Source organism: Solibacillus sp. GQ1, from assembly GCF_059758555.1.
Genome location: NZ_JCAXEX010000001.1, coordinates 1 through 14,836, shown reverse-complemented (window position 1 = coordinate 14,836; position 14,836 = coordinate 1). Strand labels below are relative to the sequence as shown.

Sequence of the window (14,836 nt, the reverse complement as noted above, 5' to 3'; positions counted from 1 at the left end):
GTTTATGTTAAATTTCCTTATGACCTTATTGTGCCAAATTAAACTATTACACTCTATCGGATTGGCTTTCAATTACCTTACAATGCTGTAAGATTGGTTGTAATCATTTGAACGAAATAAATGTTTCTGCATTATAAAATTCTATATGATAGTAAACGCCTCTTCATTATAGTATGGTTGATTTCCATTCCGGGTCGGACGCTTTCCAGGCGCCCGAGGCCAACACGATGTTGGTCACAAAAGCGTTGCCACAGGACGTGGCGTTCTTAGCTTTTGTTCCTTGCGCTCTCACTCGGGCTAGCCCCCTAGGAGTCTCCTCCCGTCCATTCCAATCAACTATCCCTTAATTTCCCCTACAACGTTTCCATTACATAAGTAAGCAATTCTTGTAATCTTTTAAAATCCTTTTCAAAACTTGGCTGGATTGTGCTGATTTGGGCGATGTTGCGTTCCTTTAAATAAGCGCTGTCACCATGCAGTAAAAAGCCGTTCAATGCACATGTGGTAAGAATTTCAGCCATTTTCGGGTGTTCCCATGTAGCAATCATCGGATAAGTTGCTGTTACTTTAAATGCCGAATTTTTAATTGTTGCCATCCGCTTTTCCAATACTTCAAAGCGCTCCGGATACAACTTTAGTGCATCACTGACAGCTTCCACAAAATAATGCGGCAATGTGAATGGAATTTGTTTCTCTATATAATAAGGCAAATTTAAATACAACGGCGCAGCACTCGAAAACGGCCGTTCCTTACAAAAGATGAAAGCAAGTCCCGCCATCGCACCGAGCGACTTCCCGCTAACTGCTGTTGCATACTGAAGCCCCTGCATTGAAAATGGCACAGAACCAAACGAACTAATACAGTCCGCACATAACTTGATATCATATTTATCCGCCAGCTCCCGTAACTCGTCAAGCGGATTCAATATACTGTTTGACGTTTCGCCATGCACAAATACAATGTATCGATAACCGCCCATTTGTAAATATGCTTCAATTTGCGCAATATCGAATAAATTTCCCCATCCAACATCGATTTTTTCAATATGTAGACCCCACTGTTTTGCCTGGTTATAAAGGCGATGGCCGAACTCCCCATTTACCAATACTAGTCCGGCTTCATTAGGAAATTCACTTTTCATCTGGCCAAACATCGCATCATTGGCAAGTGTCCCTGTACCAACAAGCGGTATTACGTAATTTGCCTTTGCTAGCTTACATAACTCATTTTTCATCTCATCAAGCTCTTGTTGAAATTTTACGGAGCGATGAGAAATCGTTGATGGAATGAGCGGCTTTTCCAATGCAACCGGTCCTGGGAAAAACACTATATTCTGTTCACGCAGACGCTCACGGAAAACCGCACTTTCCTGCCGTGTTAAAACCATCGGCAAATAACGTGCTTCCTCTGTTCCGACGGCTGAAGCAAATTGTCTGAACCCCATTTGTGTATACATTTTCTCTTCACGTACCGTCCCGGAAATGACACATGCCGTATAACCCTCATCATAAAAATAACGGTAGATCGCTGTTGCAAGCTTTGTAAAAACACGTCCGTTCCGGTGATCCTTTTTCACCGCGAGCAGCCGGATTTCGCATAAATGCTCGCAAACTTCTGCATCCAAATAGTTTTCTACATCCCCGATTTTACGGTCGATTGAAAATGGTCGTGTATCGCGGAATGCTACCATACCAACCATTTCCGTATTTTTATAAACTATCACATATACATTTTCTTCATGAAATTTATCGATGAGACGACGCGAAGGATTGTGCTCATGTTGAGGAATTTCCTCCACAAATGTTTCATAATTTAATGCTGCAATTGCGTCGAACTCTTCATCTGTTGCTGCAATTTTACTCCAGTACATTTGGTTTCACCCTCTCTACAATGCTATGACGCTGTTTCCAAATAACGAGAACAAGTGCAATCGTTACGATAAACCCTGCATCCATATATACGCTCGAGACTAGTCCATACACGATGAATCCGCCTGTCATACTAAGTGTTGCACTTTTTGTTACGAGCAGGCTCAATAAAAAGCCGGTTAAAAATACTAATATCAGTAACGGCGAAAAAGCGACCATTGCTCCGATTACCGTTGCTACTCCTTTTCCGCCTTTTCCGCGATTCCAAAACGGGTACAAATGACCAAGCACTACAGCAATGACAGCAAGTGCAATCGTCAGTTCAGGAAGCTCCAGCATACGCCCTGCTTCTACTACGATCAGCCCTTTCATACCATCCCCCACTGCCACGAGGATAAAAGCCCACTTACCTAATGTGCGTCCGGCATTTCGCGCTCCAAGATTGCCGCTATTTGCATGTTGCAGATCAATTCCTTTTATTTTCCCTATAACGACCGCAAAAAGGATTGTACCGAATAAATAACTTAGCAATATATAGAACATCCTGATCACCCTTTTGGATTTATTATTTTTATCGTAGCGTATTTGAGCAGAAGTTGCACCGATTGCTTTCCATATTTATCAAAAACACAATACAGTATTTCTTAACTTTAAATGGGTTTATAAAATGATTATTCGCGGGTACTCCATATAATCATTTAGAGAATCAATTGAAAAAAATTTGCTTTTATATTCTCTCACGGAGCGTGCTTCCCTCTTTTTTCTAAAATTCATTTATACTAACTATTATCTATTCAAATTTGTTAGGAGTTTATATGAAGAATTTCGGAGGTTTTATCGGCTTTATTTTTATCGGATTACTATTTATAGCGATCATCGGAATCGCAATTTCCGTGGAAGTAGGAATTTTACTGCTTGTCGGAATTGAATTTGAAGGTTGGGGCAACTTAATTGGGTTCATCCTAATTTACGGGATTATAGAGTTTGGGCTTGTCATGGTATCCGATGTCCTGATTGAATTAAAAACAACTTTGCATCAACGGTTCCATAAATACTTTGCGCATCTACTCATCTCCTTCACGCTTTTAATGACAATTTCCCTCATGATGGAATCCATTTACTTGCCTTTATATGGCGGAATTGTCTTTGCCATTGCGACAGCGACAATGTATTGGGTGTTTGACGCAGGCTCAAAAAAAGGAAAGATGAGAAGCTGATTTCCATTCGTTCTATGCTATAATTATTTCTACAACCGAAATAAAGGGAGGCACTCAATCATATGAGTCATTTAGAAAAATTAGATGCTTACTTCACAGAAAACCGTGAACGTCATTTAGCGGAGTTAAACGAATTTTTACGCATTCCTAGTATTTCCGCTTTATCTGAGCATAAGGCAGATATGTTGTCAGCGGCAAACTGGCTGGCAGACCACTTAAAATCATTAAACATCGAAAACGTATCAGTAGATGAAACAGCTGGTCATCCGGTCGTTTATGGGGAATGGCTTCATGCTGAAGGCAAACCGACGATTCTGTTCTACGGTCATTATGATGTACAACCAGTTGATCCGTTAAACTTATGGGAAACACCTCCTTTTGAACCGGCCATCCGCGACAATAAACTGTTTGCACGTGGTTCTTCGGACGATAAAGGACAAGTGTTCATGCATTTAAAAATGATCGAAGCGTTATTTGCGACAGAAGGTACATTACCGGTAAACGTGAAATTCATTTATGAAGGTGAAGAGGAAATCGGCAGTCCGTCTCTTCCACAGTATACTGAGGACAATAAAGAAAAATTAGCTGCAGACTTGATCGTCATTTCCGATACAGGTCTATACGCAAAAGGAAAACCGGCAGTATGCTATGGCTTACGCGGACTAACAGGTGTGCAGATTGATGTGCGCGGTGCAAAAGGTGACCTGCACTCTGGCCTTTATGGCGGCGGTGTTCAAAACGCGATCCATGCACTTGCCGAAATTTTAGCATCTTTCCGTGATGAGCACGGGACAATTCAAGTGGAAGGCTTCTATGATTCAGTGCGTCCCCTATCTGAAGAAGAGCGTCAAGCTTACCGTGACCTAAACTTTGATGAAGAAGCATTAAAAGAAGAAGTCGGTGTGAAAGAATTATTCGGTGAAGCTGGCTATTCTTACTTGGAACAAACATGGGCACGTCCAACATTGGAAGTGAACGGCGTATTTGGCGGCTTCTCTGGTGAAGGCATTAAAACAGTATTACCTGCTGAAGCGGGTGCAAAAATTACATGCCGCTTAGTACCGGATCAAGACCCTGAAGAAATCGTTTCTTTACTGAAAGCGCATATTGAAAAGCATAAACCAACTGGTGTCGAAGTAACGATTTCTGAATTTGATAAAGGAAAACCTTATTTAACACCATTTGACCACCCGGCAATTCAGGCGGCAGGTCGTTCATATGAAAAAGTATACGAAGTACCTACAGCTTATACGCGCGGTGGCGGATCAATCCCGATTGTTGCAGCATTCGATGAAATTTTAGGCCTGCCTGTTGTGCTAATGGGCTTCGGTCTTTCAAGTGAAAACTTCCATGCACCAAACGAACACTTCCATCTTGAAAACTTCGACCAAGGCTTGCGAGTACTTGGCGATTACATGCATGAAGTAGCAACAATTAAATTTTAAAGATAAAAGTGCTAAAGCGCCAGTCCAACTCCTAGTGGGCAAAACGCCATGTCCCTGTGGCATTCCCATAATGACCCACATCATGTGAGCCTCTGACATTGGAGGGCCCTCGTGCAAAAGTAAATGCTTCACCACTTTTGCACGAGGGACCGAAATGTTGCGAGGAGTTGGCTCTTTAGCCTAGCCTTAAACAAAAAAGACTCCAATGCCCACTACAGCATTGGAGTCTTTTGTAATCCGTACGAGACCATATAAAAAATAGGGGGGTTTTATATGTTGTCGAAGTCATGTACGAGATTTATGAGTAACATAGCATATCAATGAGTGAGCAAGTCTGCCTACCATGCAACCCGCTCTACTTGATAAACCAATAATAACATGTCCCCTTCCATCAAAAAATACGAGGGTTCTCATTGTCATATTATGCTCACATTTTCTGTTCACAATTTCTCAACAAGCGGATAGAAAATAATAATATTTTGATATTATTTAGTTGATTTTTGATGAAATTTTATAATTTAAAAGAGAAATTCATTATATATAAGTACTTTTCACTAAAAAAAGGAACAAACCTATGCATGCGCTCAGCCTCTATAAACAAAAAACCCATCCATTTTCCCTATAAGAAAATGAATGAGTTTTTAATTCTACAACTTTAAAGCGCATTTAAAATCATGCCAACTGTTGCATAAATAAAGACTGTCCCAAATACAGCCATCATATGGAAGAGCGAATAGCCGAACATAATATTCGCCCATTTCTTCTCACCTTGTTTTTTTGATGCCGCAATACTCATGCAGAGCCAAATGACACCAAGGACAAGAGAAACGATTGTTAAACCTAAGCTAAGCGGTAAAAATAAAAAGCTCGATAAAATTAGGAGCACGAGATAAATATTCGACTGAATATATGTGCGTTGCTCCCCTTTTGCTACAGGTAGCATCGGGATATTCGCCGCGGCGTAGTCTTCTTTTTTACGAATGGCGATGGCATAAAAATGCGGCATTTGCCAAATGACCATAATTAGAAACAGTGCCCATGCAGCCGGATGCCAAAGATCCGGAGCGACGGCTGCCCATCCAATAAGTGGGGGCATAGCGCCTGAAATACTACCAACTTCTGTATTCCAGATCGTACGGCGTTTTGTCCACATTGTATAAGGGACAACATAGAAAAATACACCTAAAAACCCTAACAAAGCAGCTAACGGTGATGCTAAATAAAGCGACGTACATCCTAGTATTAATAAAATCGTCGCAACAATTAGCACTAACTTCGCAGAAAGTTCTCCAGTAACGGTTGGACGTGTTTTTGTACGGGGCATAATTTGATCAATATCCCGGTCATATACGTTGTTATATGCACCTGCAGCAGCTATGACGGCCGCAGAACCAATAATTGCATAAATAATAGCGGGAATATGATCAATAAAATTTAATTCATACGTATACAGGGCGAGCATTAATGCCGCGATCATCGGAATTAAGTTAGATTTTATAATGCCGGTCTTCACTGCTTGCGCCCACAACTGTCGATTCGATTGCGTTTGCATGTTCTTAATCCTACTTCCTAATTAATCACTTTCTCTAGTATAACCTAATCAGGACGTAAAGGGTTAGCATCCAGGCTTTTTTTCTCATTTTCCCATTTAAAATGTCGTGATAATCCTGTCACAATTAATGATTGGATTGCTGGGCAGACAATTAACGAAACGGCTTATCATTCATTATTGTACAGACTCTTCCCGCTCTCGATAAACCCACTTAATAATAGGTAATATACATAAGAATATAAACAGCAAACGAAACAGCTGGAAAACCGTTACAACGGAAATATCCGCCTTAACCGCAGCCGCTAAAAGCCCCATTTGATCGAGTCCACCAGGTGCTGTACTTAAAAAGCTTGTCGCAAAACTTAAATCTAAAAACCGGGCGATGAGCAAGCTTGTGCCGTATGTGAGAATAATCATCGCAACCGTACTGGCAATCCCACCGATCAAAACATTCAATGGAAGACGCAATGTTTCCGGCTTTAATAACAGCCCGATATAGGCACCGATTAAAATTTGCGCAATATGAAGAACATCACTTGGCATTGTCGGCGCTTCAATTCCAAAGAATTTTAATCCGATAACAATGATGATTGGCGTTAAAAAGTGCGCGACAGGCAGCTTTAATTTTCTGCCAAGCGGAACGGCAACAGCAGCAAGCAAAATGACCAAGATCACTTGCCAAACATCCCATGTTAACGGAATACTCGCCCCCCCAACAACGTGACCAGATACTAAAAACGGAATGAGCAGCACGACCCCCAACACACGCACAATATGAAAATAAGTGACTGCTGTTAAATGGACGTCCCCTTCTTCTTCTGCAAACAATACAAGCTGAGATAATCCACCTGGCACATTGGCAGCGACGGCTGTTTTAAATGTAAGACCCGTTGATCGGGCAATAATCCATGCAATACCTAAACAAAACGCAAACAATAGAACATTGACGATGACCATAAAGAACAGCAATGATTTGAAATCGGAAAATAGCGAGAAATCAAATTGCTGTCCAATCGCGACACCGACGATTATAAGTCCAGTATTACGCAAAACTGCTGGCCATCTCAGCCTATCTTTTATGAAAAACTGGGCAACCAGTACCGAAAAAATAGGACCGATCAGCCATGGAATCGGCAGTGAAAGCGCGGAGAATAGAAGTGCCCCAATAAGTGCAATGACGAATACAAGAAGCATAACTTCTCCCCTTTTCTTTGATGAATACGTTCATTTTAACTCAAATTATTTCGTAATGCGAACAACTTATTAAACTGGTAATACACCCCTTATAAAGCTACTAATTAAATAGAAAATATAATATATAAAAAATTTTTATAAATGTTCATGAATTTTTATACATATAGTTCCACTATATATTTTTGTTATATAATAACCATTCATTATAATAATATAAGGTTTAATCCACTTTTTTCATCACCTAACCCACCTAAAACCACTGTATCAGTACACAAACAATTTCACCAAAAATGATTTTTTCATGCGATTTCATTTTACAAGTATAACGACATAACTAAGTATGTAAGCATTTTCATTTGCTATTTTACTTACTTAGTTGCATAATGAAGACATAAAGTTACTATAACTTTAAAACAATAATAGAGGTGTTAATAGATGATCTATGCAAACCCTAATACTGCTGGTGCAGTAGTTAACTTTAAAGAAAAATACGATAACTTTATCGGTGGCGAATGGGTAGCTCCTGTAAAAGGACAATACCTAGATGTAAAATCACCTGTAACTGGTAAAGTATTTACCTCAGTTGCACGTTCAACTGAAGAAGATATTGAATTAGCATTAGACGCAGCACATGCAGCTAAAGGTGCCTGGGCACAAACTTCTGTTGCATACCGCGCGAATATTTTAAATAAAATTGCAGACCGCATTGAAGAAAATTTAGAAAAAATCGCTGTTGCTGAAACATGGGACAACGGTAAGGCAGTACGTGAAACATTAAACGCTGATATTCCTTTAGTAGTGGATCATTTCCGTTACTTTGCTGGTGCGATTCGTGCACAACAAGGCGGAATTTCTGAAATCGACAACGATACAGTAGCATACCACTTCCACGAGCCAATCGGGGTTGTCGGTCAAATTATTCCTTGGAACTTCCCATTATTAATGGCTTCATGGAAAATTGCTCCGGCATTAGCTGCTGGTAACGTAATCGTAATGAAGCCTGCTGAACAAACACCAGCTTCAATCATGGTATTAATCGAATTAATTCAAGACTTATTACCAAAAGGCGTATTCAATGTTGTTAATGGTTTAGGTATCGAAGTTGGTAAACCACTTGCTACGAATCCACGTATTAACAAAGTGGCGTTCACTGGTTCTACTGGTGTAGGTCGTTTAATTATGCAATATGCTACAGAGAATATTATCCCTGTAACATTAGAGCTTGGCGGTAAATCACCAAACGTCTTCTTCCCAGACGTAATGGATCATGACGATGAGTATTTAGATAAAGCTATCGAAGGTTTAGTAATGTTCGCATTAAACTCAGGCGAAATTTGTACATGTCCTTCACGTGCATTAGTTCACGAATCTATCTATGACAAATTCATGGAACGTGTATTAGAGCGCGTTAAAGCAATCAAAATCGGTAACCCGTTAGATACAGAAGTAATGATGGGTGCTCAAGCTTCAAATGAGCAATTACAAAAAATCTTATCTTACATCGAAATCGGTAAAGAAGAAGGCGCTGAGCTACTTATCGGCGGCTACCAAAACCAATTAGATGCTGACCAAGAAGGCGGCTACTATGTGGCACCAACAGTATTCAAAGGTCACAACAAAATGCGTATCTTCCAAGAAGAGATCTTTGGTCCAGTTCTTTCTGTAACAACTTTCTCTACTTTCGAAGAAGCTATGGAAATCGCTAACGACACTGAATTCGGTCTAGGTGCTGGTGTATGGTCACGTAACATGGATACAGCTTACCGCGCTGTACGTGGTATCCAAGCTGGTCGTGTTTGGACAAACACTTACCACCAATACCCTGCTCACGCTGCATTCGGCGGATATAAAAAATCAGGTATCGGTCGTGAAAATCACTTAATGATGTTAGATCACTACCAACAAACAAAATGTATGTTAGTAAGCTATAACAAAAACGCTCAAGGTTTCTTCTAAGCCGAAGCGAGAAGCGAACTATTAGAGGATGTGCTTTTACAGTACATCCTCTTTTTTTAGGAGGATGCTTTATGGAAAAGTTAGTCGCGACTGAAAAAGCGATTGAGGTTATCGAGCTGTTGAAGGCAAAGCATGGAAACTTGGTGTTTGAGCAGTCTTCCGGTTGCTGCGATGGTACGGTGCCAATGTGTTTTACAAAGGACGGGCACTATATTAGCAGCCAGCTTGTACTTCTCGGGGAAATTGCGGATGTTCCGTATTATATTGATAAGCATCAGTCGGAGTATTTAAAGCATATGCAAGTTCTTGTTGATGTAATGGAAGGTCAGGGCGCATCTTTTTCATTGGAGAGCGCGGAAGGCTTTGCTTTTTTGATGAAATCAAAGGTTATGAAATAATGCAAAACGCCATCCAGCAGCTTAAAAGCTTCTGAATGGCGCTTTTTATTATGATAAAACTGGGGGATAAATTGGGATAGACAATGTCACCAATGCCACACTTAATAATAATAACGATAATTTAACGTTTTTCTTCATATTCCTCGTCTCCTTTATAATTAAATGAATTGGATTGCTTTTTCAAATTTCTTTTCTTGCCTGTAATACTCGCCCAGTAAATAAGAAAACTGCTGGTGCATTTCTTTAAACTCTTCACTGTTTGCCGTAAACGGAATTAACCTCCCCTCCAAAAATTCCATTGCTTTCTTTTCTTGTCCACCTAGCAAATATAAATAAAAAGAAGCAAATAAATTAAAACTTAGTTTTCTCTTACTTTTTGCTTCTTCCTTTAACATAGTAAAGGTTTTGAAACTTTCTACTTTTTGATCAAGGCGAAATTGCGTCATGCCCAAATTATATAAACAAAATAGATAGTTATCGCTGTTATTTTCCATTAACGAAGCACTTTGCTCAAAATAAACGAGGGCTCTTTCATATTCGCCTCTCATTTGATATAAATCCCCAAGGTTATGATATATAGCAGGCAATAACTGCTGTTGCTGCATCAGTTCCACATTTCTCAGGAGATGATCATAAATTTCGATTGCTTCATGGTATACTTTCCCCTGCGCGTAATAAAGAGCGAGCGACATGGAAGTATAAATAATCCGCTTAAAATTAAACTGATCCTTATAATAATGCAGTGCTTTTCTCCCATAAAGAATCGCCTGGTTCGGTTCATCCATCCGGCCTTTTATTAACGAAAAGTGATAGTAAAACTCCCCTTCCAGTGATCCAAGTTCCGAGCTTGTCTTAAGTATATTAGTTAGTTCTACAGCTGCTTCTGCATACTTACCCCTTGTTATTAAAACTAATGCATAATAGTAAGAATGTAAATATCTCTCATGTTGGGAAAAATTCTGACGGTGGGCATTTAGCCACTTCAACTGATGTTCCGCCATTTTGTAATCGTTAATAAACACGTAGTAACGTAATTTATAAAGTTCATATAAATAAACTGATTCTGTAAAACCAATGATCTCTTCATAATCTTTTAATAGCCCCATTGTCGCAATAGCTTTTTCATTTTCTAGGTAATTGATCTGTTTTTGTAAGTCTTTCAATAACTTTATGATATGGTGTTCGCTATTTTCTACATCACGGCTATTAATATTTAAACGTTCCAAGAGTAGTCGAATTGTCTCGCAGTTTGCTTCTTTATTGTTATTCTCAATTTTACTTATATGTGGAATCGAGCAAATTCCCGCTGCTACCTCATTTTGAGTCATTCCAAGCTTTGTACGGTAGTACTTTATTAAAGAACCTATTTTCATTCAAATACCACACCCCTTTTAAAGTTCGTTTGTTAGTTAGTTTATCTAGTATACTTAATATTTTCCCAATAATCAAAAAACTATTAATGTGATAAATTCAATATGTAATCCAAATATATTTTGAAAAGGGGTCAGGAAAAATGAAAAAAGTGAAGAGTACATTATTTAGTCTTTTGATTGCAGGGTCATTGATGAGTCCAGCACATGCGGCAACTTTGGGTAGCGAAGACAATTCGGCAAACAATGTCGGCCAAGAAAAGTTCCGTGTGTACATTGAAGCAAACAACCAGTCTGCAAAACAATCAGCAAAAGCACAATATTCGGCTCGTTGGGAATTAACAGAGAACGGATTTTCAACGGAAATGAATGAAAAGCAATTTCAGGCATTACAAAAGAATAAAAATTTCACAGTCACAAAAGTTCCTGTCGTTTCTTTAGATCCGATCAATTTGGAATTGGGCGAGGATTATACAGTAGAAGATAGAACGCCGGATACATCAGCTTACGCAAGAGCTTCTCAGCAAGTACCATGGGGAATTAAAGCGATTTATAATAATAGTTCATTAACATCTACATCTGGAGGAAGCGGCGTAAATATCGCCGTACTTGATACGGGAGTGAACACGTCCCACCCTGACCTAGCCAACAATGTGGAGCAATGTAAAGACTTTACGACTGCAACAACTGTTGTAAACAATAGCTGTACTGACAGAAACGGCCACGGTACGCATGTTGCCGGTTCAGCATTGGCAGATGGTGGAAGCGACCAAGGTGGCGTCTACGGTGTTGCTCCAGATGCAGATCTTTGGGCATACAAAGTGTTAACAGACAGCGGTTCTGGTTACTCGGATGATATTGCTGCTGCGATTCGCCATGCGGCTGATCAAGCAACATCTACTCGTACGAAAACAGTTATTAACATGTCATTAGGTTCTTCAGCGAACAACAGCCTAATTTCAAGTGCTGTCAACTATGCATACAGCAATGGCGTACTTGTAGTAGCAGCTGCTGGTAACTCAGGCTATGCACAAGGAACAATCGGCTATCCGGGTGCATTACCGAACGCCATTGCAGTAGCTGCATTGGAAAATGTACAGCAAAACGGCACTTACCGTGTAGCTGACTACTCTTCACGCGGTTATGCTTCAACGGATGGCGATTATGTCATTCAACAAGGTGATATTGAAATTTCAGCTCCTGGTTCAGCCATTTATTCTACATGGTATAACGGCGGCTACAATACAATTAGCGGAACATCGATGGCTACACCTCACGTATCAGGTTTAGCAGCAAAAATCTGGGCGCAAAACCCGTCTTGGTCACACACGCAACTGCGTTCTAACTTACAAACACGCGCAAAAGCTGTAGATATTAAAGGCGGTTACGGTGCCGCTACAGGCGATGACTACGCTTCAGGATTCGGGTTTGCCCGCGTTCAGTAATAAAGGATGTAATAAAAAACGAAACACCGGACGTCCTGCTGGTGTTTCGTTTTTTCATTTATTTTTTCCTCCCCCTTTCCTTAACGGTAAAACTTTTTAAGGTTGGTCGCAGTGTTCTAATATGTTCGAGAATGTTCTAATATAAATCTGATCGCATTACAGTTTTGCGAATTCGACCGCATACAAGACTAAAAAATAGATGAAACCGGCGCAACTTCTAATATCCTTCTGATTTCTTCTAATATCCCCTACAACTTTTCTAATATCCCGCAACATTGTTCTAATAAAAACGCCCAATAAAAAAACAGCTTAAGTAAATATCACTTAAGCTGCTTCACGTATATTATAATTCACAAGCCCAGCCATCTTTATCGCCGTCTCTTGCTGTTGCGTAAGCGGGATGCGATGAGCTGACACCTTTCGGATAATAAACCCGCATTTCTGTACAGTTTTTAAATGCAGTCGGTGCTCCTGGAATAACATACGTTCCAGAATTCACATCACCTTTTGGTTTTTCAGGTGTCGTATTCGGCACGATGAACTCTTTCGCACTAATCGAGTAGGATTGACCGTTCGTTGTCACAACAATTGTTCCATCCTGTGCAGTTGCGTAAGCTTTCGTACCAACCGTTTTAATGTTTGAAAGCACTTCTTTATGCGGATGGCCATAGCTGTTGCCTTCTTCATAACTTAAAATAACCGCTTTCGGATTTACTTTTTGTAAAAATCCAAGCGAACTACTTGAACTTGAACCGTGATGACCCGCTTTTAAAATCGTTGCGGAAACATCATATTTCTTCGCAATTTGCTCTTCGATTCCTGCATCCGCATCGCCCATCAATAAGAAGGACATATTTTGATACGTCAGCTTTAAGACGATCGAAGCATCATTCATATCACTTGCTTGTGCATTGACAGCTAAAACTTGAGTCTTCATATTTGAATCCAATGAAATCAAGTCTCCCGCTTTCGGCTCTGTATAAGGAATTTTTTTATCGGCTACCATCTGCAGTAAGTTTTCATACGTTGCCGTTGTATGGACTTTTCCGCTGTTAATAAATTCACCAACCGTAAAGCTTTCCAGTACTGCAGCCAATCCACCAATATGATCGGCATCCGGATGTGTTGCAACTACGTAATCAAGTTTCGTTACATTTTTAGATTTCAAATAAGCAACAACCGTATTCCCATACTCTTTCGTCCCTGCATCAATAAGCATTGTTTTGCCATTTGGTGCTTGTACGAAAATCGAGTCCCCTTGTCCAACATCTAAAAAATGTACGTTCAATTTAGAAGATGATGATCCTAAGCTCTCCTGATATTTCACCGCACGTGCTAAAAACGCAGAAATATGAGCACGAGTTAAATTATTCGCAGGCTTAAATGTACCGTCTTCATAACCAGTTGTAATTTTTGCTGCAGCTAATTGACTTACCGCTTCATATGCCGTATGCCCTTTTTTTACATCTTTAAATGTTTTCGTACCCTTCGGTAAATCAAATGCACGTGCAATAAATGCCGCCATATGACCACGTGTCACTTTTGTTGTCGGCTTAAACGTGCCATCCGTATAGCCGTTAATAATACCGGCTTCTACAGCTGATTGAATATATCCGCTGTTTTTATGTGACTTCGGAACATCTTTAAATTTTGTCGCTCGTTGTGTCCCATCAAGACCAACAGCTTTTGCAACCATGACAGCCACTTCTTCGCGCGTCACAATATCTTTCACACCGTACGTCTTTTTGTCAGCACTAATAATCCCTTTATTCAATAAATAAGCTATATCCTGATAATTACTATGTTTTGGCGGTACGTCGGTAAACACTTGTTCTGCACTCGTCGTTGTAACATGTAACATTGTGGATATAACTAGAAGAAACACTAATAATAAACTAAATACTTTTTTCATTTTCTAACCTCCCTTATACATTATAGGTTTTTTAATAAAGAAAGGAAGTTATTTTCGAATAGTATCTAATAAATCTTTTTGGTAGTAATGGATTGATCATCCTTTTCATGATTACTCAAAATTAGAAGTGGGATTTGTCTTTTTCTAAACAACCTAATATTGATAATTCCTAGTTCGAGGATTTATATTGGAAATTAAAATTTAAATTCCTTTACAAACAAAAAAGCATGTAGCCTCTGCTACATGCTTAGAAATGACCCGTACGGGATTCGAACCCGTGTTACCGCCGTGAAAGGGCGGTGTCTTAACCACTTGACCAACGGGCCATGGCTCCGAAGGCAGGACTCGAACCTGCGACCTGCCGGTTAACAGCCGGATGCTCTACCAACTGAGCTACTTCGGAATAATTGTATTTGGTGGGCCTAAATGGACTCGAACCATCGACCTCACGCTTATCAGGCGTGCGCTCTAACCAGCT

11 protein-coding genes and 2 tRNA genes are annotated in these 14,836 nt (G+C 39.9%); 5 read left to right on the top strand and 8 right to left on the bottom strand.

What is annotated here, in order from left to right:
- Positions 1 to 353 precede the first annotated feature (353 nt).
- Complete coding sequence (locus AC6CH1_RS00065) at positions 354 to 1,871, bottom strand: aminotransferase class V-fold PLP-dependent enzyme (protein ID WP_498315882.1); 1,518 nt, start codon at positions 1,869 to 1,871, stop codon at positions 354 to 356.
- Positions 1,858 to 2,412, bottom strand: a complete 555-nt coding sequence (locus AC6CH1_RS00060; protein WP_498315880.1) for a glycerol-3-phosphate acyltransferase — start codon at positions 2,410 to 2,412, stop codon at positions 1,858 to 1,860. Before AC6CH1_RS00060 ends, AC6CH1_RS00065 begins: the two co-directional genes overlap by 14 nt.
- A 272-nt stretch (positions 2,413 to 2,684) precedes the next feature.
- Here AC6CH1_RS00060 and AC6CH1_RS00055 point away from each other — a divergent pair, with 272 nt between their 5' ends.
- Both AC6CH1_RS00055 and AC6CH1_RS00050 read left to right on the top strand, forming a co-directional pair.
- On the top strand, positions 2,685 to 3,086 hold the full coding sequence (locus tag AC6CH1_RS00055; RefSeq protein WP_251689974.1) for a histidine kinase: 402 nt from the start codon (positions 2,685 to 2,687) through the stop codon (positions 3,084 to 3,086).
- A 62-nt stretch (positions 3,087 to 3,148) separates the two neighbouring features.
- A complete protein-coding gene (locus tag AC6CH1_RS00050) occupies positions 3,149 to 4,531 on the top strand; it encodes a dipeptidase (protein ID WP_251689975.1) in 1,383 nt (460 codons plus the stop codon).
- Between the two features lie 655 nt (positions 4,532 to 5,186).
- Here AC6CH1_RS00050 and cyoE read toward each other — a convergent pair.
- Together cyoE and AC6CH1_RS00040 are read right to left on the bottom strand one after the other, a co-directional pair.
- On the bottom strand, positions 5,187 to 6,083 hold the full coding sequence (gene cyoE / locus AC6CH1_RS00045) for a heme o synthase (protein ID WP_498315878.1): 897 nt from the start codon (positions 6,081 to 6,083) through the stop codon (positions 5,187 to 5,189).
- A gap of 174 nt (positions 6,084 to 6,257) precedes the next feature.
- Positions 6,258 to 7,277 carry an AbrB family transcriptional regulator gene (locus tag AC6CH1_RS00040; protein WP_498315876.1) on the bottom strand — a complete coding sequence of 340 codons (1,020 nt, stop codon included), beginning with the start codon at positions 7,275 to 7,277 and terminating at the stop codon, positions 6,258 to 6,260.
- A 435-nt stretch (positions 7,278 to 7,712) separates the two neighbouring features.
- Between AC6CH1_RS00040 and exaC the strand changes: the two genes are divergently transcribed.
- Both exaC and AC6CH1_RS00030 read left to right on the top strand, forming a co-directional pair.
- Positions 7,713 to 9,233, top strand: coding sequence for an acetaldehyde dehydrogenase ExaC (exaC, locus tag AC6CH1_RS00035; protein WP_014824816.1), 1,521 nt, complete (start codon positions 7,713 to 7,715; stop codon positions 9,231 to 9,233).
- Positions 9,234 to 9,304: 71 nt separating this feature from the next.
- Positions 9,305 to 9,631 carry a DUF779 domain-containing protein gene (locus AC6CH1_RS00030; RefSeq protein ID WP_498315874.1) on the top strand — a complete coding sequence of 109 codons (327 nt, stop codon included), beginning with the start codon at positions 9,305 to 9,307 and terminating at the stop codon, positions 9,629 to 9,631.
- 158 nt (positions 9,632 to 9,789) lie between these two features.
- Here the strand turns inward: AC6CH1_RS00030 and AC6CH1_RS00025 are convergent, their stop codons facing one another.
- On the bottom strand, positions 9,790 to 11,004 hold the full coding sequence (locus AC6CH1_RS00025) for a tetratricopeptide repeat protein (protein WP_498315872.1): 1,215 nt from the start codon (positions 11,002 to 11,004) through the stop codon (positions 9,790 to 9,792).
- A 140-nt stretch (positions 11,005 to 11,144) separates the two neighbouring features.
- Between AC6CH1_RS00025 and AC6CH1_RS00020 the strand changes: the two genes are divergently transcribed.
- Positions 11,145 to 12,446 carry a S8 family peptidase gene (locus AC6CH1_RS00020; protein ID WP_498315870.1) on the top strand — a complete coding sequence of 434 codons (1,302 nt, stop codon included), beginning with the start codon at positions 11,145 to 11,147 and terminating at the stop codon, positions 12,444 to 12,446.
- A gap of 343 nt (positions 12,447 to 12,789) precedes the next feature.
- On the opposite strand, the gene AC6CH1_RS00015 is transcribed toward AC6CH1_RS00020, so the two are convergent.
- The 3 genes from AC6CH1_RS00015 to AC6CH1_RS00005 all read right to left on the bottom strand — a co-directional run bounded on the left by AC6CH1_RS00015 (position 12,790) and on the right by AC6CH1_RS00005 (position 14,761).
- Entirely contained in the window at positions 12,790 to 14,358 is a 1,569-nt protein-coding gene (locus AC6CH1_RS00015; RefSeq protein WP_498315868.1) for an S-layer homology domain-containing protein, read from the bottom strand.
- Between the two features lie 254 nt (positions 14,359 to 14,612).
- Positions 14,613 to 14,684: transfer RNA gene (locus AC6CH1_RS00010), tRNA-Glu, on the bottom strand.
- 1 nt (position 14,685) lies between these two features.
- Positions 14,686 to 14,761: transfer RNA gene (locus AC6CH1_RS00005), tRNA-Asn, on the bottom strand.
- Positions 14,762 to 14,836 lie beyond the last annotated feature (75 nt).

Excerpts from the sequence above, each read along its gene's own strand:
- AC6CH1_RS00055 (WP_251689974.1), top strand. The coding sequence starts at position 2,685 with ATGAAGAATTTCGGAGGTTTTATCGGCTTTATTTTTATCGGATTACTA.
- AC6CH1_RS00040 (WP_498315876.1), bottom strand. The coding sequence starts at position 7,277 with ATGCTTCTTGTATTCGTCATTGCACTTATTGGGGCACTTCTATTCTCC.
- cyoE (WP_498315878.1), bottom strand. The coding sequence starts at position 6,083 with ATGCAAACGCAATCGAATCGACAGTTGTGGGCGCAAGCAGTGAAGACC.
- AC6CH1_RS00015 (WP_498315868.1), bottom strand. The coding sequence starts at position 14,358 with ATGAAAAAAGTATTTAGTTTATTATTAGTGTTTCTTCTAGTTATATCC.
- AC6CH1_RS00020 (WP_498315870.1), top strand. The coding sequence starts at position 11,145 with ATGAAAAAAGTGAAGAGTACATTATTTAGTCTTTTGATTGCAGGGTCA.
- AC6CH1_RS00025 (WP_498315872.1), bottom strand. The coding sequence starts at position 11,004 with ATGAAAATAGGTTCTTTAATAAAGTACTACCGTACAAAGCTTGGAATG.
- AC6CH1_RS00050 (WP_251689975.1), top strand. The coding sequence starts at position 3,149 with ATGAGTCATTTAGAAAAATTAGATGCTTACTTCACAGAAAACCGTGAA.
- AC6CH1_RS00060 (WP_498315880.1), bottom strand. The coding sequence starts at position 2,412 with ATGTTCTATATATTGCTAAGTTATTTATTCGGTACAATCCTTTTTGCG.
- exaC (WP_014824816.1), top strand. The coding sequence starts at position 7,713 with ATGATCTATGCAAACCCTAATACTGCTGGTGCAGTAGTTAACTTTAAA.
- AC6CH1_RS00065 (WP_498315882.1), bottom strand. The coding sequence starts at position 1,871 with ATGTACTGGAGTAAAATTGCAGCAACAGATGAAGAGTTCGACGCAATT.
- AC6CH1_RS00030 (WP_498315874.1), top strand. The coding sequence starts at position 9,305 with ATGGAAAAGTTAGTCGCGACTGAAAAAGCGATTGAGGTTATCGAGCTG.